The following is a 21,485-nucleotide window of genomic DNA, read 5'->3' on the forward strand; positions in this document are numbered from 1 at the left end:
GGTATGCGACTGGGCATGAACAAGCACCGCGTCGTCGTTGTCGGAGGTGGGTTCGGCGGGCTGGGCGTGGTCCGCGGGCTCAAGCGCGCGGACGTCCAGGTCACCCTGGTCGACCGAACCAACCACCACCTGTTCCAGCCGTTGCTCTACCAGGTCGCGACGGCGTTGCTGCCCGCCGGGGACATCGCGCCGGCGTTCCGCGCGATCCTGCGCAAGCAACGCAACGCGCACGTCCTGCTCGGCGAGGTGACCGGGTTCGACACCGCCGCCAAGCGGGTGCTCGTCGACCTGCCGGACGGCACCTCGGGGCACGTCGAGTACGACACGCTGGTCGTGGCGGCGGGGTCGCGCGACAGCTACTTCGGCAACGACCAGTGGGCCGAGTCCGCGCCGCCGATGAAGACCCTCGAACAGGCCGTGGACCTGCGGTCGAGGCTGCTCAGGGCGTTCGAGACGGCCGTGGTGGCCGACGATCCGAAGCAGTGGCTCTCGTTCGCCGTCGTGGGGGCCGGACCGACCGGGGTGGAGCTGGCCGGGCAGATCGCGGACCTCGCGCGCAGGGCGTTGAAGGGCCAGTTCCGCGAGATCGACCCGCGCGACGTGCGGATCACGTTGCTCGACGCGGTGCCGCACGTGCTGCCGCCGTTCTCCGCCGAACTGCGCGAGCACGCGCGCGTGAAGCTCGAACGGCTCGGCGTCACCGTGATGACCAGTGCGATCGTCGACCGCATCGACGCCGAGGGCCTGACCACCAAGGACGGCGACCGCGTGGAGGCGCGCACGATCATCTGGGCCGCCGGGGTCCAGGCCTCGCCGCTGGCCCGCGAACTCGCCGCGGCGACCGGTGCCGAGACCGACCGCAAGGGCCGGATCGTCGTGAACCCCGCCGACTGCTCGGTCACCGACGACGTGTTCGCGATCGGCGACATGGTCAACCTCGACGACCTGCCGGGCATCGCCGAGCCCGCGCTGCAGGAGGGACACCACGTCGCGCGCGTCATCAAGGCCCGGCTGCGCGGGCGCCGCGCGAAGCCGTTCCGCTACCTCGACCTCGGCACGATGGCCACGATCTCGCCTGGTGACGCCGTCGCGGACATCAAGAAGCTGCGCCTGCGCGGTGTGCTCGGCAAGGCCGCGTGGGCGGTCGTGCACATCGCGTTCCTGGTGGGCTGGCGCAACCGCCTCGCCGTGCTCACCCAGTGGGGCTGGAACCTCGTGACCGGCCGCCGCGCGCAGCCGATCATCCTCGAGCCGACGCGCGCGATAGAGCGGAAATAGCGGCCACATCTAGCGTCCAGACGGAAGCCGAAGGCTGGTTCGGTTCTCTCCGTGGTGGACAAGCGGAAGTGGACGTATGTCGAACCTGGTGAACCAACAACCCGTAGAGGTCGTGCGCTGGCCGGTGGACGCGGCCGCAAGAGAGGCCTGCCATCGCAGCGGGACGCTGTGCCTGCTAGTGCTGGAGAAGAACGTCCCAGCCCCTGTCCTCACCGACATGCGCGAGGACTGGGTCCGCGCGCCGGTCCCGCATCAGGACCTGGCGGTGCGCATAGCCATGCTCAGGGCGAGGGCGGCCCGCTACGCCATCCCGGAACTGGACATGTCCGGCATCCTGCGGTTCCGCACGCGCTCGGTGGTCCTCTCACCGACCGAACGAGCGCTGTTCGCCGAACTCCTGCGCCGCTTCCGCGCCCTCACCACCCGCGAGGACCTGCTGCTGTGCCTGCCTACCAAGGACGGCGACACCAGCAACGCCCTCCACCTGCACATAATGAGGCTGCGCAGACGCATCGCCCCGCTCGGTCTCGTCATCAAAACCCTCTGGAACCAGGGCTACCAACTGGGCCCGGCGGGACCTTGACACGTTTGACGGTGGGTATGCCTCGGTCGTGAACACCGAGCTGCTGGGCATCTACCTCAACGACCACCTGGCCGGCGCCGCGGCGGGCACAGAACTGGCCCGCCGCATCAGCCGCACCCACCCCGAACTGCGCGTGCTGGCCGACGACATCGAGGCCGACCGCAAGGAACTCCTCGACTTCATGCGCGCGGCAGGCGTCGAATCCCGCCCGCACAAGGAAGCCCTCGGCTGGCTGACCGAAAAGGCGGGCCGCCTGAAGCTCAACGGCAGGCTCCTGGGCCGCTCCCCGCTGAGCGACGTCCTGGAACTCGAAACCCTCCGCGTGGGCATCGAAGGCAAGGCCTCCCTCTGGCGCACCCTTTTGAAGTTGAACAGCTTCGACGAAACCCGCCTCTCCCGCCTGGCCTCCCGAGCCGAGAGCCAGGCCGCCCTGGTGGACCACTACCGCCTGGGCCTGGCCCCGAAGGCGTTCAACTCCCCGCACCTGTCCGGTGTGGACGTAGAACGCACCTTCACCGTGGCCACCACCCCGGAGAGCGTGGCGGAATACCTCCGCGACTTCTCCCGCACCGAACAGTGGGACCCGGGCACCGTCACCTGCACCCGCCTGGACACGGGCCCCGTCATCGTCGGCTCGCGCTGGCGCAACGTCTCCCAGTTCCTGGGCCGCAAGACCGAACTGGTCTACGAACTCACCCGCGACGACACCGCCGGTCTGCAGTTCGTGGGGCGCAACGACACCGCGACCTCGACCGACGACATCTCGATCGCACCGGGCCCGGCACCGGGCACGACGCGCATCGGCTACCACGCGCACGTGGAGTTCAACGGCCTCGCGAAGCTGGGCGCGCCGGTGGCGAAGCTCGCTATGGAGAAGCTGGGCACCGACACGGAGAAGAGCCTGATCAGGGTGCTGGGCGCGGTCCACTGACGGCAGTCGCCGACGCATGGCGACTACCGCCCAAGCCAGGCGCGCGGTGCCAACCGGATAGCCGAGGACGTAAGCCGCCCACCTATGGAACCTGGCGTGGCGAAGCCGAAGGCGAGCCCGAGCGGGCTGCTATCAGGTTGGGAACCGGTTGCGCCGTTCTTGGCGATTGGGGCTTGACCTTGAGGGGCGGGATGCCAACCTGGTTCGGTCCGGCCGGGGCGTCCTTCACCCCGGCATTGAGGCCGCGAATGCATCCCGCCAGAGCTCAACCAACAGAACGCAACCAACCCCGCTGGAACAGAAACAGAACGCACGCAAGCCGACCCACCCGGTAAAGGCGAAGGAAAATCCCAGGTCAACGCCGATTCCACCCCACCACCGCTGATCCCTAGACTCCCTCGGGCCGGTGAGAGACAGGCCCTTCCTCCTGCCGCAGCCGGCCAGGACACAGAGGGAGTACTGGGGTGTTCGAGAACAACGTCACCAGGCGCGGCTTCGTCACCGGCACGGCGGCCGTGGCCGGACTCGCGGGCCTGTCCGCCATCGCGCCTGCCCTGGCCGGCGCCTCACCAGACCCGGCCAAATCCGCCGACCAGCACACGCCGGCCGAGATCCAGGCCTCCGAGGTCGGCGCGCTGGCGATGATGACGTTCCAGAAGATCGACGGCACGCCCGTCTACTACTGGCGTTCCAACCGCGGCAACACCACCGCGCGCAACTGGCAGGCCACCGACGCGTTCTACAACGCCCTCGTCGCCTGGATTCGCGACCTGAGGTCGCTGTCGTCGAGCTACGGTTCGATCAGCTACATCGTGTCGGCCGGGTTCTACGTCAACAAGGCCGGGCAGCACGGGGCCGGTACGGCGATGGACCTCGACCACGTGCGGTGGTCCAACGGCAACGTCACCTCGCCGCTCGACCAGCACCACGCCTCGGGCACGGCCGCGCTGCGCAAGCGTTACCTGGCAACGGAAGCGGTGTGCCGCCGCCGGTTCCGGTACGTGCTGGACGGCTGGTACAACGCCGACCACCGCGACCACATCCACGCCGACTTCGGTGGCATGCCGGTGCGCGTGCTCAAGGACTCCGAGGCGGACACCAAGTTCGTGCAGGGCACCTGCAACAACTTCCGCGGGTCGGGCCTTGCGATCGACGGGATCTGGGGGCCGGCCACGACGAGCGCGTTCAACGGCCTCAAGTCCGCGCTCGGCGTGACCGGCGACCCGCACACCAGCACCGCCGTGTGGCAGGGGATGTTGTCGAAGATCGCGACCAAGGGCTTCGCGAACCAGAACATCTGAGTTCCCGCACGGAACAGAACGGCAAGGCCGGAGCCGACACGGGCTCCGGCCTTGCCGTGCAAGGGCTGTCAGTGCGAACGCAGTCAGAGCAGGTCAGGGCAGAGCGGCTACTTCGGGCACTTCTTCCAGGCGAAGTGGTAGACGGTCTCGATCGAACCGTCCGTCGAGTCCATCGCCATGAAGCTGGTCTTCTTCGGGTCCGAGGTGCCCTTGTCCACGCGCAACTCCGTGTTGATGTTGAAGTTCCGCTTCGCGCCGCACGGGTGGTAGATGATCGACGCGACGTCCGTCTTGTGCGTGACCTGCCAGTCGTCGCTCAGCGCGCCGTTCCAGGTCTTGGTGCGCTGGTCGGTGTCCGACATTCCCTGGAAGTAGTAGCTCGCCTTCTGGGTTCCCTTGGCTCCGCGTTCCAGGTGGGCGAAACCTCTGTAGTCGGCCTGGGCGATGCCGAAGGTGAAACCGCCGGGAACGTTGACCTTCAGGTTCAGCTGGCAGTTCTTCCGGAAATCGGTCGGCCGGGAATCCGGGCCCACCTGCGCCATGTAGTCGCTGTAGGTGACCGTGAACGCCTTGTTGTCGGGGGAGACGGCGATGGCGGCCGTGCCGGCGCGGCACCCGGAGCCGTTGACCGTGACGACGTCGATCGTGATCTGGCCCGTCGGGGGCGGATCCGCGACCGGGGGAATGACGATGGTGGACAGAGCCAGGCCGGCTGCGGCCAGCACACTGATCATTGGAATGCCTTTCCGAATGTGCGACGACGTTCGGGCGGGCGGCGTGGTACGAGACCGTATCGGAAAGGATGTTGACGAACCGTCCGCCAACCAGAGCAACATTGCCGGACGTTCGCGCAGGTGAATGCGCAACGGCTATCAGTCACTTTTCGCGGTCAATCGGTCACTGAGACAACGGGGTGTGCGAACCACTCGTCGGTGAATTGCCGTCCGTACCGCCAGAACGGCGTCAAGAAACCTGATGCCAGAGCCGCGCGAGAATGTAACACGCCTCGAACGGCCTAAAGAGCGCAAGGTGCGCGCAAGGTGGACCGGAACTCAATTCGTGAACCGTCCACCGAAAAGACCCCGAAAACACGCGAAGGGCGCGTCCACTGATGGACGCGCCCTTGCGGGTGAAGCGGGAAGAGCTAGCGCTGACCGTTGCCCATCGAGCCACCGAGGCCGAACAGGATGCGCTGGATGAGCTCCGGATCGACGTCCGGCTCGTCGCCCAGCGCCTCGGCCGCCGGGGAACGGCGCTTCTCGCGGCGCGGTAGCGGCACCGCGTTCGCGTTCACGCCGGTCGGCAGCGCCAGTTCGCACCAGATGAGCTTGATGCCGCCGGCCAGCTGCAGCTCGCCGGTGCGCAGGTCAGGGGAGGTCGGCGGCATGATGAACCGCGCGGCCTCCAACTCGACTACCAGGTAGTCGCCACTGAGTCGCAGTCGCAGCGTGATGAGCCGCGACGTCTTGGGATCGGCCGACTCCACGGCGGCCTCGACCAGCGCGCAAGCGACGGCCGAGCACTCCGCGGTCATGTTGCGCAGGCGCCACTCACCAAGGGTGAAGCGCACGAACAGATCCGCGCAGTTCACCGCGGTGGGCAGCGCGATGAGTGTCAGGTCGTCGACCTGGGCGGTCTGGGCGTTCGCCTGCATGCTGCCTCCGTTTCGCGTGCGGCGCGCGAGCCGAGACGGTCACCCGAATGGCCGTCACGGTGAGCGGGAATCTACATGGGTATACGCGGGAAGCAATGCCCTGGTTGACTCACCCGTCAAAAGTCACGTTCGGGTCACGACGAGAGGGCCCGACGCTCACTGTGAGTGTAGCGCCGAGCCCTCTGGGTGATCTTTCTGGGTCAGCAACGCTTCCAGGCGAACTGGTAGCGGGTGTTGACGCTGCCGTCGGTCGAGTCCATGGACACGAAGGCCGGTTGGTTGGACGAGTTCGTGAAGGCTCGGACCTCGGTGTTCACGTTCAGGTGCCGCACCGCGCCGCACGGGGCGTAGACGATCTCCGCGACCTCGGTCGAGTCGGTGAACTGCCAGTTGTTCGAGGTCGGTGCCGCGATGTTGTGCGTGGTGGTCGTCGTGGAGGACGAACCGGCGAAGTAGTAGCTGGCGCGCTGCATCCCGCGCGCCCCTCTGGGTAAGTGCGCGAAGCCGCGGTAGTCGGCCTTCGCGATGCCGAACGTGAAGCCCTGCGGGTAGTGCACGCGGAGGTTCAACTGGCAGTTCTTGCGGAACTGCGTCGGCGTCGATCCGGAACCCGCCTGGGCGGTGTAGTCGCTGTAGGTCACCGTGAATGAGGTGTTGTCGTCCGACACCGCGACCGCGGCCGTTCCGGCGGGGCAGCCGGAACCGTTCACCGTGACGACGTCGACCGTGATTTTGCCGGGAGGAACCACGTCTGCCTGAGGGGCCGACAGGAGTGAGAGCGCCAATCCCGCGGCTGCCATCGCGCTGATCATGTGTCGCCTTTCGAAAAATCGACGGGATGGCGGCGGGTGGATGACGCTATCTTAAATCGTCTTAAGTCGTGGACGACCGACCGGGCGAACTTAAACAAATTTAAAACCGATTAATCGTCTGAACGGTGGATGGGCGACGATCAGCGGTCGGCTAACTTCATGTCAGATCGCAAAAACCCAAGACCCACTGAATACGCCGGTCCCCACACCTGGCGCCGAGAGCCCCGGCTGATCCACCTCGTTACACCGGTGTGGGAAGGCAATGCGCGCACTGCTCATCGGGTTCCTCCCTCCTGCTCGGGACTCGGTGGTGCGGCAGCGGTGCCGCGCGGCCGGCCGGTGCCCGCCGGCGGCGTCGGACCCGTCCCACGGTCCGCGCCGCCGGCGGCGTTCGTCACCGGCCCCTGGCAAGCAGGTCCCTGACAAGGGGCCGCACTCAGACCCTCCGGAGCCTCAATTGCACGCGTGCACCGCCCAACGGACCGCGATCGACGTGGAGCGACCCTCCCGTGCGTTCGGCGGCCCTGCGGGCGATGTCGAGCCCCAGCCCGGTGGACCCGCCACCGCTGGCTCCACGCCGCACGGCCTGCGCGGTGTCCGCGATGCCCGGCCCCGCGTCCTCGACCACCAGCGCCACCAGATCGGCCTGGTGCACCAGCGTCACGGCGAACCGGGTGCCCTCCGGTGTGTAGCGGAAGACGTTGCCCAGCAACGCGTCCAGCGCCGCCGCGAGGTCGTTGCGGGCGAGCGGCACCGGTGCCGGCCGGTCGGCGCCGCGCACGGTCCACGGCCGTTCCTGGTCGTCGGCGAGCGCGGACCAGAACACCAGCCGGTCGCGCACCACCCCGGCCGCGTCGGTGCCGCCCTCGTCGGGCTGCAGACCGGAACGCGCGGCCTTGATGATCTCGTCGACCTCCCTCTCCAGGCCCTGGACGGCCTCTCGGACGCGGTCCGCACCCGGACCACCCCCGAGCGTGTCCGCGTCCAGGAGAAGGGCCGTGAGAGGCGTGCGCAGGCGATGCGAGAGGTCGGCGACCACCTCGCGTTCGGCGGCCAGCAGGTGCCGGACGCGTTCGGCCATGGCGTTGAAGGCCTTGCCGGCCTCCTTCACCTCCGGCGGTCCCTTCACCGGGACGCGGACGGTGAGGTCGCCCTGGCCCATCCGGCGCGCCGCGTCGGCGAGACCGCGGGTGGCCCGCACGGCCCGCGCGCCGAGGCGGTCGGCGACGAGCACCGACCCGGCGACCAGGCCGACGGCGACGCCCGCGAGCACACCCCACGTGCCGATCACGCCGTGGGTGAGCTGCTCGTTCGGCACGAACGCCTCGACGATCACGATGCCGCTCTCGCTCGTGGCGAGCGGTTGCAGATATGCCACGCCATCAGGCCGTTCGACCGTGGACGCCCTGGCGAGCTTCTGCGCGTTCTCGAGGTCCAGGGCCGTGATGTGCGAGGTGCCCAGGGTGCCGGTCGAAGCACTCAGGTGCACGGCCAGCCTGCCCTGGCCGCCGTAGCGGGTGAACCTGATCGCCTGCCGGATCTCCTGCGGCTTGCGGGTGATCAGCAACGCCGGCGTCATCTGGTTGGCCTGCTTCTCGGCCTCGCTCAACGCGCGGCTGTACGCGAGGTCCTTGACGACGATCGCGAGCGGGATGAGGAACGCCAGGGCCACCATGCTGGTCGCCGCGAGAGCGACCAGCACCAGTGACCGCCTCATCTCGGGTCGACCAGACGCACGCCGACTCCTCGCACCGTGTGCAGATAACGGGGCTGCGCGGCCCGTTCACCGAGCTTGCGGCGCAGCCAGGACAGGTGCACGTCGAGCGTCTGGTCGTCGCGGTTGGACGGCCACAGGCTCGCCAGGATCTCCGCCCGCGGCACCACCTCCCCCTGCCGTGCCGCGAGGTAGGAGAGCAGTTCGAACTCCTTGTGCGTCAAGGAGAGCTCCTGACCGTCCACAGTGGCCTTGCGCAGCGCGACGTCGATCTCCAGGCCGCCGATCACGAGCTGCTTGCTGTCCCGGGCGCGTCTGAGCACCGCCTGCAGCCGGGCTTCCAGGATCTCGCCGGAGAACGGTTTGACGAGGTAGTCGTCCGCGCCCGCGTTGAGCAGCCGGACGATCTCGGTGTCGTCGTCGCGGGCGGTCGCGATGACGACGGGGGTGTTCGTGACGCCTCGGATCATCCGCAGCGCGTCACCGCCGTCGAGGTCGGGGAGCCCGAGATCGAGCACCACGACGTCGTAGCTGTTGGCGGTGACTTCTCGCAAAGCCTCGATCGCGAGGGCGACACCGTGCACGATGTGGCCCTGGCCGGTGAGAGCGCGCGTGACCGCCGCTCGCACCACCGGGTCGTCTTCGACCAGCAGTACTGATGCCATGACCCGCTACAGGAGGATTGCCGCAGTGAGACGGTCGGTCGGATACCTGGTCGCCTGGGCACTGGTGACCACGGTCGCCATCGGCCTGTCCTGGTTCGGCATCCGGTGGGCGATGGAACCCGCCCCGCCCGCGGACTTCGGCACCCTCGGCTCGGTGAGTTCCGCCGTGCTGCCGATGCCGACCGTCACGTCGATCAGCGTGCCGGTACCCGAACCCGGCGCCTCCGTCGACGCCCCGCCGCCTGTCACGCCTTCTTCCACCAGGCCTCCTGTGGTCACAACAACTGTTCCGGCTCCTCCTCGTAGTACGGATGCGCGCCCCACCTCGGCTCAATCTCCGCAGGGGGAATGGCAGTCGGACGGGTCATACGTGCACGCGTTCCACCTGCGCGGCGGGGACGTGGTCGTCCGTTACCGGCCGCAGGGCGTGCAGGCGCTGTCGGCCACGCCCGCGGACGGCTACTCGGTGAAGGTGGAACAGCCCGGCGGGCCGCTGGTGGTGAACTTCACCAACGCCGCCGGCCGGTTGTCCAGGCTGGAAGCGACCTGGACCGACGGGCCGACGGCGAAGGTGATCGAGCAGTAGAACCGGTCAGAGGCCGATGGCCCGGGCGATCTGGGTGGGCTTGAGCACCCGCAGGATCGCCTCGTACAGGTAGTAGTCGCCGTAGGGCAGCGAGATCTCCACGCCGTCCTCGGACGGGCGGTTGCGCGTGCCGCGGGCCAGGATCGCCTCGGCACGCGTGGACTTGGTCGTGAGGCACGTCGCGACCAGGCCGTCGAGGATCTTCAACGCCCGGTCGTGGTAGCGCGTCGTGCCGGTGGCCTTGGCCAGGTCGAGCAGGCCGCACGCCATGATCGCGCCCGCCGACGAGTCCTTGATGTCGTTGACGCCCAACGGGGAGCGGTAGTCCCACACCGGCACGCTGTCCGGCGTCAGCACCGACAGGGCGTAGTCCGACAGCTTGCGGGCGGTGTCGCGGAACTCGCGCAGGCCCGTGCGGCGGTACATGGTCGTGAAGCCGTAGATGCCCCACGCCTGGCCGCGCGCCCAGCACGACGTCGGGCTGTAGCCCTGCACGGTGTTCGGGCCGAGGGGCGCGCCGGTGTCCGGGTTGAAGTCGAACACGTGCGGCGTCGAGCCGTCCTGGCGGACGAAGTGCGTCTGGGTGGTCCTGGCGTGCGCGATCGCGATGTCGAGGAACTTGCGGTCGCCGGTCTGCTCGGTCGCGAACGCGAGCAGGTCCAGGTTCATCATCGTGTCGATGATGACGCGGCCCGCGTTGCCCGGAGTGCCGAGCGCGCCCCACGCGCGGATGAACTTGCCGGTGGCGTTCCAGCGCTGGATCAGGGTGTTCGCGGCGTCGATCGCGCCGTCCCGCCACTTGGTGTTGCCGGTCAGCCGGTACGCGGTGACCCACGACGGGTAGAAGAGGAATCCCAGGTCGTGGTCGCGCGGCTGGAGACGGCGCGGAGCCAGTCTGTCGTTGGCGGCCTCGGCGAGCGAGCGGAACTGCGCGTCGCCGCTGTCGAGGTGCGCGAGCCACAGCGTGCCCGGCCAGAAACCGCCGATCCAGCCGCCGTCGGCGACGTAGGTCCACTTCTCGGCCCTGGTGATCTCCGGGAACGAGGTGATGCCGGGCGCGACGGCCTTGAGCTTGGCGTTGCCGTAGTCGAGGGCCGCGCGGAGGGTCGCGGGCGAAGCGGCGGCTTCTCCCGCACCGATCGTCAGGCCTGCTCCGGTGAGCAGGGGAGTGGCTGCTGCGGACGCCAGAAGGGTGCGTCGAGACAGATTCACGAGACCGTCCAGTCCCTTTCATTTGTGCCGTGCGCCCGGCGTCACAGTGGCAGATCGGATCAACGCCTGTAAAGGTCAGTTAAAAATTGATTCCTCTGTCTTGCATCGAGGCGCTGACCTGGCCTAAAGGACTGAATCACGTACGTGAAACCGCAGGAATCCGACGTTGTAAATCGCATTGTTCATCCTTGTGAACAATGCGCTGTTCAGGTGCGGATCAGACTTGCGTCCAAATGGCGGGGGCTCAGGCCGTGGCGACGCTTGAACGCCTCGTTGCCGCGGCCGCCCTCGAGCGTGGTCTTGCCGAGCCGGACGGCGTGCCGGATCGACTCGGCGAACAGCACGCCGTAGGGGCTGTAGTTGCCGTCCACCGCGTAGTCCACGCCGCACGTCCAGGTGTGGAAGCGGGTCTCGTCGGTCAGGCAGACGCCGGCCGCGACGAGCCTGCCGCGCTGGCGCACCTCGATCACGTGCGCCAGGTCGCCCAGCCCCGTCACGAACTTCGTGAACGCCTCGCCGGGGTAGTAGCCGTTGTTCTCGAAGCGGCTCGCGGTCTTGACGCACAGCAGGGTGATCTCGTCCATCGCGGCGTGGTCGACCGGGAGCGCCTCGACCGTGACGCCCGCTTCCGCCGCCCTGCGGTGGTTGCGCCGCACGTTCGCCCTGGCGCGCATGCCGAGGCCCGCCAGGTAGTCCTCGTACGTGGTGAGGTTCGCCGCCCAGCGGTCCGTCAGGTGTCGCGCGGGGAGTCCGGCGGCGGTGAGCGCCTGCGACAGGCCGGTGCCGCGCTGGACGTTCATGAACCCGCACCAGCGCGCGCCGAGGATCGACGCGGTGCGGATCATGGCGTCCAGCAGCCGGGGCAGGACCTCGGTGGTGGCGGGCACCTGCGCGTCGTAGCAGTGCCAGGTGTGGCTCAGCAGGGCGCGCTGGCCGACGGCCTCCGGATAGGCATCGTGCAGGCGGCGCAACGGGTTCGCGGCCGACTGGAGGTAGGCGGGCGTGACGGCGACCGGGCGGTCGCCGTCCTTCACGACGAAGTACGCGAACCCCTCGACCTCCGTCAGCGGCGACTGCTCGTACGCGCTGACGTACGCGTGCCGGTAGAACACCGGTGCGCCCGCACGGCGCACCACCGCGTTCCAATCGGCAGCATCGATTTCCCTTATGCTGCTGGAGAATTCGACGTGCACACCGTCACTGTACGGCTTGCCAGACCGCGAAGGGGACGTCGATCTCGTCGCGGCTCAGGCCACCGTGCTCGAACTTCACCGACGGGTCGGGCAGCGGGAAGCGCGGGGACGCCGCCACCGCCACGACCGGGCCCGCCTCCGGCTGCGGCAGTCCGAGGTCGGTGGCGTGGTGCACGGTCGCCGCGTCGCCCAGAGTCGTTGCCACGCGGTCGAAAACGGCTTCCAGCCGGTCGGCTTTCGGGTAGAGCCAGCGCATCCGGCCCGCTCCGCCGGAGGGGATCACGCACTCCTCGCGCACGATCGCGTCCCAGGCCTCGACGAGCTCGGGATCGGGGTCGACCGCGATCATGCCGTGGTCCGAGTACGCGATCACGGTCCATCCGGCCGCCGCCCAGCGGTTGGCGTGCGCGTCCAGCCGCAGCATCGCCTCGTGCACCGACTCGTCGTAGCCGTGGCGGTGCACGTGGTCGGAGATGTTGACGTAGGTCCAGAGGAACCGGGCGTCCTTGAGCGCCTTGTCGAGGTCCACCACGACGTTCGCGACGAGCAGCGGCGGGTCTTCGGCCTGTGCGGCGAGTTTGTGCGGCGCGGCAGCGGGTACCCGGTTCGTTCCGCGCAGCAGGGCTTGGGCCCACGTGCCTTCGAGGTGGTCGAGTTCGCGGGCCAGCGCGGTCGCGCCGTGCCGTTCCAGCACGGTGGGCAGATCGGGGATCGGCGGCGTGCCGTTGACGGCGTGCACGAGCCCGGATCCGTTGCGGTACACAGTTCCCGGCACGCGGTGGACGTCGGCGGGGACACCGGTCAACGCGGTCAGCAACGCCGTCGCCGTCGTCGACGGCACCGTCGAGGACAGCGTGGAGACGGAGGCGGACAGCCAGGACTGTTTGGCCACGTCCGAGGAGAGACCGTCCACCGCGAGGACGATCACGCCGGATTCAGCCTTGCCGAGGGCGCGTTCGAGCCGGGAAGGTATCTCCGCCAGTGACATTCGGTGACTGTAACGCATCTCATCGAGCGAACATTGCTCGATCGGAGGCTCAGTTTCGCACAATGGGTGTCGATGAGGTAAAGAACACTTGGGAGAAGGGAAGGTGGCGGATGTCGGTCGGAGTTCTGGACGTGGGGTGCTTCAGTGCGCACCTGGTGGTCGTGGAACGAGACCTGTTGCGTCCGCTGGTGTCCCACAAGGTCAGGCTGAGGCTGGATCGGGAGATCGACGCGCGCGGGGCCATCAGCGGCGCCGGCGTCGACTCCCTGAGCGCCGCCGTCCTCGCCGCCCGCAAGAAGGCGGGCGACGTCCCGTTCCTGCCGTTCGCGACCTCGTCCGTGCGTGATTCGTCGAACGTCGACGAGGTCATCCGCAAGGTCGCGCGCCGCACCGGCGTCGAGCTGAAGGTGTTGTCCGGCAAGGAAGAAGCCCGCCTCTCGTACCAGGCGGCCCGGCAGTGGTTCGGCTTCGCCGCCGGACCCGTCGTCGTGCTGGACGTCGGCGGCGGCACCGTCGAACTCGCCGCGGGCTCGGGCGCCGAACCCGACAGAGCCGTGTCGTTGCCTTTGGGGGCAAGGACGTTGACCCGCGCCGGACTCACGGTGGCGGACATGCGCGTGGAGGTGGCGGAGAGACTCGCGGCCGCGTTCCCGGCGAGTGAGAGCGCTCGCGCGATCGGGTGCTCGAAGGTGTTCGAACAGCTCGCGCGCCTCGCCGGTGCCCGCAGCGACACGTACGCGCCGCGCCAGTTGCGGTTGAAGGACCTGGAGAAGTGGATCCCGCGGCTCGCGAAGCTCTCGGTGCGCGAACGTGCGGCCCTGCCGGGGATCTCGCGCCACCGGGCCCAGCAGTCGCTGGCGGGCGCGGTGGTCGCGGAAGGTCTGATGAAGGTGTCCGGCCACGACGTCGTGGACATCTCGCCGTGGTCCACCAAGGAAGGCCTGCTGCTCTCGCTGGTGGAGCGCTCTCGCGCGCGCAGTTCGTCAGCGGCCTGAGACCGGGTTCTTCGGGGCGGCTGGAGTTCAGGCGCTCAGCGCGGTGACGGCGTCGTCGACGTCGTCGAACAGCATCAGCAACTGGTCCACGGCGGTCATCTGCAACGGGCGCAGGACGATCCTGCTGTCGCTGACGACGCCGAACTTGATGCCGAGTTCGTCCGCCTGTTGCTGGGTCTCGACCAGCGCGCGGATCCCCTCGGAACCGAAGAAGCGCACTTCCCGCAGGTCCACGACGAGCGCGGGCGGCTTGTGGTCGAGCAGCTCGGCGAGTCTGCTGGTGACCGGGGCCGAGGACATCATGTCGATCTCGCCGGTGAGCGCGACGATCGGAATGGACTGGACGTAGGTAGTTCTCTGGCGAAGTTGGTTCATAAGGACTCCCGTCCGCACCGACCGTACGCGCCACCGGCGGACGACCACAACCTGAGACCACCGCATTGCGACATGGCTGCGCACAAAGACTTGCTGCCGCGCCACGGTGTGCGTGGATGGCCCTTCTCAGGCCTCCAGCTGCGCCCAGACGACCTTTCCGTCGTTCCGCGGCGTAGTGCCCCAGCGAACGCTCAGGGCCTTCACGAGCTGCATACCGCGCCCGCGCGCGCTCGTCGGGTCCACGGGTCTGAGCTGAGGCAGCTGCGGCGACCTGTCGTGCACCTCGACGAGCATGCCGCCCTGCGTCTTGCTGACCGTCAGCGTGATCGGACCCTCGCCGTGGTCGATGCCGTTGGAGACGAGTTCGGTGACGACGAGTTGGGCGTCATCGGTCAGGTCGTCCGTGAGATCCCAGGAAGAAGCGGCCTCGCGCACCACCTGACGGGCACGTGCGCATGAGCCGCCCTCGGCGCCCAGGGTCACGCGCACCTCTGCCAGTGGGTCGTTCAGCACAAGGCGCATAGTCGCACATCCGGCGGGTCGTCCGGATCTTTCAGCCCCCCGGTGGTCGCATGCCCGGACGCCGTGCTGCACGATTTGGGTCGCACGAAGTCGCACGAGTCGGGCGTGGCGAGAGGAACGGCGACGATGGAGCTCAACGTCGGCAGCGAGGTCCAGCGGGGATGGCGCGTGGTCGCCGTCGCCGGGGAACTGGACATCGACACCGTGCCCGTGTTGTCCGCCCGGTTGGACGCGGACGTCACCGGGGCGCACGCCGTGCTGGATCTTGCTCAGCTCGCGTTCATGGATTCCACCGGGCTGGCGTTGGTGCTGGACTGGCATCGGCGGTTGGCCGAGGAGGGTGGGCAGTTGCGGATCGCGGCCGCTCAGGGGCCGGTTCGGCGGTTGTTCGAGTTGGCCGATGTGGCTGAGGTGCTGAGTTTGCACGCTTCGGTGGATGCCGCTGTGCAGGAAGCTGCGGATTCCGCCCATTGATTTGGGTGGGTGCGGGGTCTGTCAGCAATGCGATGGCTGGGTTTTGTGCAAAGACTTGAGACGAGACGGGTCGTTTCATCGCCGCTGGCGCGTCGATAGGGATTGGGGCTTGACTTCGGGGCCCTTGCGAGGCGCTGGTCGGGCCGGAAAGGCCGGGCTGAAAAGCGCCCGGCCGAGCCACGAGTGGTAGCACCTCGCACCCAAAGTCAAGCCCCAATCCCACGCGTACGTGGCTGGGTTTGGGTGGGCACGTCACCGCTACCGGCTTGCCGGTGCAGCCAAGAGTGTCGGCTCGCCTTCGGCATTGCGTGTGGCGGGCGGAGTGTTTTGAGCCAAGAGCTAAGGACGCCTCGCCTTCGGCATTGCCGTTGTGCCTTGGGTGGGCTCGGCTGCGCCATCGCGATGCTTAAGCTCACACGGCCTCGCCTGCGGCTTCGTTCCCCTCAAGCCATTGGTCGCTTAGCTCTTGGCTACCGAGCGCTCAGCAGCCTTGCGTGGGGCCGCCTGGTGCTCTTGGCTGCTACTCGCCCGATACTCCCAGGTAGTAGGCGATCAAGCGGATGAGGTGCTCGGTGTCCACCGGCTTTGTCACGTAATCGGTGGCGCCTGATGCCAGCGACTTCTCGCGGTCGCCCTTCATCGCCTTTGCCGTTACCGCGATGACCGGCAGATCGGCGTAACGCTCCATTGCGCGAATAGCGGAAATGGTCGCGTTGCCGTCCAGTTCCGGCATCATGATGTCCATCAGGACGATGGCCACGTCGTCGTATTGTTCGAGCGCCCGGACGCCCGTTATGCCGTTGTCGGCGAAAATCGCTTCCAGGCCGTGCAGTTCGAGGACGCTGGTCAGGGCGAAGACGTTGCGCAGGTCGTCGTCCACCACCAGGACCTTTTCGCCGTGGAAGCGCATTGAGCTCGAGTTCGCCACCACTGGAGCCGGGGTGACGATGGGGGTCGGCTCGGGGAGGACCACGGCTTCGGAGATCACCTTGCCCAGGGGGAGGCAGAGGGTGAAGGTGGAGCCGATGCCCGGTTCCGAGCGGACTCGGAGGGCACCGTTGAGGAGTTGGGCCAGTTCCCGGCTGATGGAGAGGCCCAGGCCCGTGCCGCCGTACTTGCGGCTGGTGGTGCCGTCCGCCTGTTGGAAGGCCTCGAAGATGACGGCCAGTTTTTCGGCCGGGATGCCGATTCCCGTGTCGTGCACGTCGAAGGCGACGGTGGAGGGGTCGTCCATGCGGACGTGCAGGCGGATGCCGCCGTCGTGGGTGAACTTCACGGCGTTGGAGAGCAGGTTCCTGAGGATCTGCTGAAGCCTGTGTTCGTCCGTGTGGAGGGTTTCCGGGACGTTCGGGTCTACGCGCACTGAGAATTCGAGGTTCTTCTCCGCCGTCAGGGGCAGGCAGAGGGTTTCCACGTAGCGGACCAGTTCGTCCAGGCGGACCGGGTCCTCGTGCAGCGTCATGTGGCCCGCCTCGACCTTGGTGAGGTCGAGGATGTCGTTGATGAGCTGGAGCAGGTCGGAGCCCGAGGAGTGGATGGTGCGGGCGAACTCGACCTGTTTGGCGTTGAGGTTGCCGTCGAGGTTGTCGGCGAGGAGCTTCGCGAGGATCAGCAGGGAGTTCAGGGGAGTGCGGAGTTCGTGGGACATGTTGGCCATGAACTCGGACTTGTACTTCGAGGCGGTCTGGAGCTGGCGGGCCCGGTCCTCCAGCTCTTCCGAACCGGCCCTCAGTTCGGTGGTGAGGCGCTGTGACTCGACCAGGAGGGCGTCGGTCCTGGAGTTGGCCAGGAGGGTGTTCACGTTGACGCCGATGGCTTCCTTGAGCTGGTCCAGGAGGTCCAGGTGGACGTCGGAGAACTCGTTCAGGGACGCCAGTTCGATCACGCCCAGGGTTTCGCCCTGGAAGAGGACCGGGAGGATCACCAGGTTGACCGGGGCCGCTTCGCCCAGGGCCGAGGAGACGGTCAGGTAGCCGCCGGGGACCTGGTCGACCAGAATGGTCTTCTTCTCGAGGGCTGACTGGCCCACCAGGGATTCGCCCATGGCCACGTGGGTGGTGCGGGCGGCGTCGAGGCGGAAGCCGTAAGTGGCGGTCAGTTCGAGGCTCTGCTTGGAGTCGTCCTCCTCGATCTGGAAGAACGCACCGTGGTGGGCGCTGACGAGCGGGGTCAGCTCGCTCATGATCAGCGACGCCAGAGCGCGCAGGTCGCGGTGGCCCTGCATGAGGCCGGACAACCGCGCCAGGTTGGTCTTGAGCCAGTACTGCTCGCGGTTGGCGCGGGTGGTTTCCTTCAGGTTCGCGATCATCTGGTTGACGTTGTCCTTGAGCTCCGCGAGCTCGCCGGACGCGTCGACGGTGATCTGGCGGGTCAGGTCGCCCGCGGTCACGGCGGTGGCGACGGCCGCGATGGCGCGCACCTGGGTGGTGAGGTTCGAGGCCAGCTGGTTGACGTTGTCGGTCAGCTTCGACCACGTTCCCGCCACACCGTCCACTTCGGCCTGACCGCCGAGCTTGCCCTCGGTGCCGACCTCGCGGGCGACACGCGTGACCTCGTCGGCGAACGACGAGAGCTGGTCGACCATCGTGTTGATGGTGGTCTTCAACTCCAGGATCTCGCCGCGGGCCGAGACGTCGATCTTCTTCGTCAGGTCGCCCTGCGCGACGGCGGTGGTGACCTGGGCGATGTTGCGGACCTGGTTGGTCAGGTTGTCCGCCATGAAGTTCACCGAGTCGGTGAGGTCCTTCCACGTGCCCGCCACGCCGGAGACGCGCGCCTGGCCGCCCAGGATGCCCTCGGTGCCGACCTCGCGGGCGACGCGGGTGACCTCGTCGCCGAACGCGCGCAGCGTGTCGACCATGCCGTTCAGGGTCTCGGCGAGAGTCGCGACCTCGCCCTTCGCCTCGACGGTGATCTTCTTCGAGAGGTCGCCGTTCGCGACGGCGGTGGCGACGGTGGCGATGTTGCGGACCTGGTCGGTCAGGTTGTCCGCCATCAGGTTGACGTTGTCGGTCAGGTCCTTCCACGTGCCGGCGACGCCCTGCACGCGGGCCTGACCGCCCAGGCGGCCGTCGGTGCCGACCTCGCGGGCCACGCGGGTGACCTCCTCGGCGAACGAGGACAGCTGGTCGACCATCGTGTTCAAAGTGGACTTGAGCTCGAGGATCTCGCCGCGCGCGTCGACGGTGATCTTCTGCGACAGGTCGCCGTTCGCGACGGCCGTGGCGACGTGCGCGATGTTGCGGACCTGGTTGGTCAGGTTGTTCGCCATGAAGTTGACGTTGTCGGTCAGGTCGCGCCACGTGCCCGCGACGCCCGGCACCGTCGCCTGACCGCCCAGACGGCCCTCGGTGCCGACCTCACGCGCCACGCGCGTGGCCTCGTCGGCGAACGAGGAGAGCTGGTCGACCATCGTGTTGATGGTGGTCTTGAGCTCGAGGATCTCGCCGCGCGCGTCGATGGTGATCTTCTGGGTCAGGTCGCCGCGTGCGATCGCGGTGGTCACCGAGGCGATGTTGCGGACCTGGGTCGTCAGGTTGTTCGCCATGACGTTCACCGACTCGGTGAGGTCGCGCCACGTGCCCGCGACGCCCGGCACCTGCGCCTGACCGCCCAGGCGGCCGTCCGAGCCGACCTCGCGCGCCACACGCGTGACCTCGTCACCGAACGAGGAGAGCTGGTCGACCATCGTGTTGATGGTGGTCTTCAACTCCAGGATCTCGCCGCGCGCGTCGACGGTGATCTTCTGCGTCAGGTCGCCCAGCGCCACCGCGGTCGTGACCTGCGCGATGTTGCGGACCTGGGTCGTCAGGTTGTCCGCCATGAAGTTGACGTTGTCGGTCAGGTCGCGCCACGTGCCGGCGACGCCGGGGACCTTCGCCTGACCGCCCAGCTTGCCGTCCGTGCCGACCTCACGCGCGACACGGGTGACCTCGTCCGCGAACGAGGACAGCTGGTCGACCATCGTGTTCAGCGTGTTCTTCAACTCCAGCATCTCGCCGGAGACGTCCACCGTGATCTTCTGCGTCAGGTCGCCGTTCGCCACCGCCGTCGCGACCGAGGCGATGTTGCGGACCTGGTTGGTCAGGTTGTTCGCCATCGAGTTCACGTTGTCGGTCAGGTCACGCCAGGTGCCGGCCACGCCGGGCACCTTCGCCTGACCGCCCAGCTGGCCCTCGGTACCGACCTCGCGGGCGACGCGGGTGACCTCGTCCGCGAACGACGACAGCTGGTCCACCAGGCCGTTCACCGTCGAGCCGAGCGTCGCGAACTCACCGCGCAGCGTCTGGTCCGACATGCGCTTGGTCAGGTCGCCCTCGGCCACGGCGGCGAGCACGCGGCTCAGCTCCGTGGTCGGCCGCATCAGGTCCTCGACCAGGCCGTTCACCGAGTCGGCGATCAGCGACCAGCCCCCGGCGGTGCCCGCGGGCGCCACCCGTTCGGTCAGCCTGCCCTCCTGGCCCACCGCCTGGCGGACCCGGCCCAGCTCACCGGCGAGCCACTGGTTGCGCTCCGCGATCTCGTTGAACACGTCGGCGAGCGCGGACACGGGCCCGTTCCCCGGCACTACGAGCCTGCGCCGGAAGTTGCCGTCACGCAGGTCTCTCATGGCGGAGAGAACCCGTTCGAGGGTCGCGTCCGTCTCTTCGTTGGCCGTGGTCACTCCAAGCCTCCGTGCCTCGGTGGTCGCAGCCAAGCCTGCCACGTTAGGTTGGGAGCGAGGTAACTTGATGCCGCGATGCACGCCAACTACCCGCAGGAGGCCGTGATGATTCGGCCGCTTGCGCTGGACGAGAGCGGATGAGCAGCGTCGTGGGCATCGACCTGGACGGCTGGCAGCGCCTGGTGGACGGGCTGCGCGAAGCCGTCTTCGTCGTGGACCCGGCCGGAGTGGTGCGCGTGCGCAACGCCGCGGCCGCCGACCGGTTCCCCCGCCTGGGCGTCGGCGGGCAGTTCGACGTGCACGTCGCCGGCCGTCAGCACGACCTCGGGGAGGGCTGGAGTGCCTGGTACTTCACGGATGTCACGCTCGATCACGCGCACCTGAGGCTCGCCGGGGGCACGTCCCGCGAACACACCCTGAAGACGATCGTGCAGCTCGCGGCCGAGTTGCTGGGGGAGCACTGCGTCGCCGTGGTGCCCGCCACGCGCGACCGCCTGGAGTGGTGGCGGTGCGGTGGAGGCGAGCCGACGGTCGCCCGCACGCCGCGCAGGGCCTCCGAACTGACGGAGGTGCTGACCGGCACGTCCACCCTGACCAGGATCACCTCATTGGGTGAGGGCAGCTGGGGCGTGCCGGACGACTTCGGACGCGCGTTGGCCGTGCCGCTGGGCGTCGGCGGGGCATTGGTGGTGCTGCGAAAGGGTGATTTTTCTCCCAACGACGTGGAACGCGTCCGGCTGTTCGGCAAGCACGCGGCCGTGGCGCTGGAGTCGTCGTCGAAGCTGACCGAGCAGCAACGCACGATCGAGGTGCTGCGCTCGGCCCTGCTGCCGCTGCCGTTGCCCGAGGTGCGCGGTGTGACGCTCGCCTCGGTGTTCATCCCGGCCCACCAACGGGCGTTGGTCGGCGGCGACTTCTACGACGTGCACCCGCGCACGGACGGCTCGGCGACGTTCGTGCTGGGCGACGTCTGCGGCCACGGCCTGGAAGCCGCGGTCCACAGTGGACGTGTGCGGCAGTCCCTGCAAGCGCTCTCACTGGTCGAGACGAATCCGGTCCGGCTGCTGCACCTGCTCAACACCTCGTTGCGCGCCACCGGCTCGAAGCTCTTCACCACGCTGGTCGTCGGCGAACTGGTGCCGCTCGCGAACGGCGGCGTGCGGCTGTCGCTCGCGTCCGGCGGCCACCCGGCGCCGCTGGTCCTGCGGGCGGACGGCAGCGTGCACGAGGTGAGCGCGACGGGCGCGATCGTCGGCATCCTGGCCGACGTCCGGTTCTCCGGCGAGCAGGTGACGCTGAACCCCGGCGACACGCTGGTGCTCTACTCCGACGGCTTCACCGAGGCCCGCGCGCACACCGACCGCACGGAGTTGTTTGGCGAGCAGCGTTTGAGGGAAGTGTTGAAGGAATGCAAGGGCCTCTCGGCGGAGGAAATAGCGCGGCACTGTGAACGGGCAGTGCTCAAGTGGCTTGATCGCGACGATCACGACGACTTGGCACTGCTCGCCGTGCAGGCCCAGTAGCTGCAACTCGTTGGCA

The 21,485-nt window shown here is 68.2% G+C and carries 20 protein-coding genes; 8 read left to right on the forward strand and 12 right to left on the reverse strand.

The features are described from left to right. Positions 1-15: 15 nt before the first annotated feature. From JNUCC0626_RS01520 to JNUCC0626_RS01535, 4 genes are all read left to right on the forward strand, one after another. Positions 16-1,278: an NAD(P)/FAD-dependent oxidoreductase gene (locus JNUCC0626_RS01520; protein WP_394617803.1), complete on the forward strand. Its 1,263-nt coding sequence runs from the start codon at positions 16-18 to the stop codon at positions 1,276-1,278. A gap of 76 nt (positions 1,279-1,354) precedes the next feature. Further along, positions 1,355-1,861: a helix-turn-helix domain-containing protein gene (locus JNUCC0626_RS01525; protein ID WP_394617804.1), complete on the forward strand. Its 507-nt coding sequence runs from the start codon at positions 1,355-1,357 to the stop codon at positions 1,859-1,861. A 28-nt stretch (positions 1,862-1,889) separates the two neighbouring features. Next, on the forward strand, positions 1,890-2,792 hold the full coding sequence (locus JNUCC0626_RS01530; RefSeq protein WP_394617805.1) for an SRPBCC family protein: 903 nt from the start codon (positions 1,890-1,892) through the stop codon (positions 2,790-2,792). Between the two features lie 464 nt (positions 2,793-3,256). Next, positions 3,257-4,093 carry an extensin family protein gene (locus tag JNUCC0626_RS01535; protein WP_394617806.1) on the forward strand — a complete coding sequence of 279 codons (837 nt, stop codon included), beginning with the start codon at positions 3,257-3,259 and terminating at the stop codon, positions 4,091-4,093. 107 nt (positions 4,094-4,200) lie between these two features. On the opposite strand, the gene JNUCC0626_RS01540 is transcribed toward JNUCC0626_RS01535, so the two are convergent. The 6 genes from JNUCC0626_RS01540 to JNUCC0626_RS01565 form a co-directional block, all read right to left on the reverse strand. Next, the gene (locus JNUCC0626_RS01540) at positions 4,201-4,827 is read right to left on the reverse strand and encodes a DUF4360 domain-containing protein (RefSeq protein ID WP_394617807.1); all 627 of its coding nucleotides are present in this window, start codon (positions 4,825-4,827) and stop codon (positions 4,201-4,203) included. A gap of 410 nt (positions 4,828-5,237) precedes the next feature. After that, positions 5,238-5,747 (reverse strand): ATP-binding protein, encoded by a 510-nt coding sequence (locus tag JNUCC0626_RS01545; protein WP_285631014.1) that lies wholly within the window; start codon positions 5,745-5,747, stop codon positions 5,238-5,240. Positions 5,748-5,947: 200 nt separating this feature from the next. Next, entirely contained in the window at positions 5,948-6,559 is a 612-nt protein-coding gene (locus JNUCC0626_RS01550; protein ID WP_394617808.1) for a DUF4360 domain-containing protein, read from the reverse strand. Positions 6,560-6,995: 436 nt separating this feature from the next. Further along, positions 6,996-8,276 (reverse strand): HAMP domain-containing sensor histidine kinase, encoded by a 1,281-nt coding sequence (locus JNUCC0626_RS01555; protein WP_394617809.1) that lies wholly within the window; start codon positions 8,274-8,276, stop codon positions 6,996-6,998. After that, positions 8,273-8,938 (reverse strand): response regulator transcription factor, encoded by a 666-nt coding sequence (locus JNUCC0626_RS01560; RefSeq protein ID WP_394617810.1) that lies wholly within the window; start codon positions 8,936-8,938, stop codon positions 8,273-8,275. The genes JNUCC0626_RS01555 and JNUCC0626_RS01560 overlap by 4 nt, the downstream gene beginning before the upstream one ends. 6 nt (positions 8,939-8,944) lie before the next feature. Beyond that, positions 8,945-9,199, reverse strand: a complete 255-nt coding sequence (locus JNUCC0626_RS01565; RefSeq protein ID WP_394617811.1) for a hypothetical protein — start codon at positions 9,197-9,199, stop codon at positions 8,945-8,947. 109 nt (positions 9,200-9,308) lie between these two features. Here JNUCC0626_RS01565 and JNUCC0626_RS01570 point away from each other — a divergent pair, with 109 nt between their 5' ends. Next, entirely contained in the window at positions 9,309-9,524 is a 216-nt protein-coding gene (locus JNUCC0626_RS01570) for a hypothetical protein (protein ID WP_394617812.1), read from the forward strand. A gap of 6 nt (positions 9,525-9,530) precedes the next feature. On the opposite strand, the gene JNUCC0626_RS01575 is transcribed toward JNUCC0626_RS01570, so the two are convergent. The 3 genes from JNUCC0626_RS01575 to JNUCC0626_RS01585 form a co-directional block, all read right to left on the reverse strand. Beyond that, positions 9,531-10,736, reverse strand: coding sequence for a glycoside hydrolase family 88 protein (locus JNUCC0626_RS01575; RefSeq protein WP_394617813.1), 1,206 nt, complete (start codon positions 10,734-10,736; stop codon positions 9,531-9,533). Between the two features lie 206 nt (positions 10,737-10,942). Further along, positions 10,943-11,929: a GNAT family N-acetyltransferase gene (locus JNUCC0626_RS01580; RefSeq protein ID WP_394617814.1), complete on the reverse strand. Its 987-nt coding sequence runs from the start codon at positions 11,927-11,929 to the stop codon at positions 10,943-10,945. A 4-nt stretch (positions 11,930-11,933) separates the two neighbouring features. Continuing rightward, positions 11,934-12,917, reverse strand: coding sequence for an alkaline phosphatase family protein (locus JNUCC0626_RS01585; RefSeq protein ID WP_394617815.1), 984 nt, complete (start codon positions 12,915-12,917; stop codon positions 11,934-11,936). A 110-nt stretch (positions 12,918-13,027) separates the two neighbouring features. Here JNUCC0626_RS01585 and JNUCC0626_RS01590 point away from each other — a divergent pair, with 110 nt between their 5' ends. Continuing rightward, positions 13,028-13,912, forward strand: a complete 885-nt coding sequence (locus JNUCC0626_RS01590) for a Ppx/GppA phosphatase family protein (RefSeq protein ID WP_394617816.1) — start codon at positions 13,028-13,030, stop codon at positions 13,910-13,912. A gap of 27 nt (positions 13,913-13,939) precedes the next feature. Here JNUCC0626_RS01590 and JNUCC0626_RS01595 read toward each other — a convergent pair whose 3' ends face one another. Beyond that, positions 13,940-14,287, reverse strand: a complete 348-nt coding sequence (locus JNUCC0626_RS01595; RefSeq protein WP_394617817.1) for an STAS domain-containing protein — start codon at positions 14,285-14,287, stop codon at positions 13,940-13,942. Positions 14,288-14,413: 126 nt separating this feature from the next. Further along, complete coding sequence (locus JNUCC0626_RS01600; protein WP_394617818.1) at positions 14,414-14,809, reverse strand: ATP-binding protein; 396 nt, start codon at positions 14,807-14,809, stop codon at positions 14,414-14,416. 105 nt (positions 14,810-14,914) lie between these two features. Between JNUCC0626_RS01600 and JNUCC0626_RS01605 the strand changes: the two genes are divergently transcribed. After that, positions 14,915-15,283 (forward strand): STAS domain-containing protein, encoded by a 369-nt coding sequence (locus JNUCC0626_RS01605; protein WP_394617819.1) that lies wholly within the window; start codon positions 14,915-14,917, stop codon positions 15,281-15,283. Between the two features lie 520 nt (positions 15,284-15,803). On the opposite strand, the gene JNUCC0626_RS01610 is transcribed toward JNUCC0626_RS01605, so the two are convergent. Beyond that, complete coding sequence (locus JNUCC0626_RS01610; RefSeq protein WP_394617820.1) at positions 15,804-19,946, reverse strand: hybrid sensor histidine kinase/response regulator; 4,143 nt, start codon at positions 19,944-19,946, stop codon at positions 15,804-15,806. A 137-nt stretch (positions 19,947-20,083) separates the two neighbouring features. On the opposite strand from JNUCC0626_RS01610, the gene JNUCC0626_RS01615 reads away from it, so the two are divergent. Beyond that, a complete protein-coding gene (locus JNUCC0626_RS01615) occupies positions 20,084-21,469 on the forward strand; it encodes a PP2C family protein-serine/threonine phosphatase (RefSeq protein ID WP_394617821.1) in 1,386 nt (461 codons plus the stop codon). Positions 21,470-21,485 lie beyond the last annotated feature (16 nt).

It is taken from the genome of Lentzea sp. JNUCC 0626 (genome assembly GCF_043632865.1).
Taxonomy (GTDB): domain Bacteria; phylum Actinomycetota; class Actinomycetes; order Mycobacteriales; family Pseudonocardiaceae; genus Lentzea.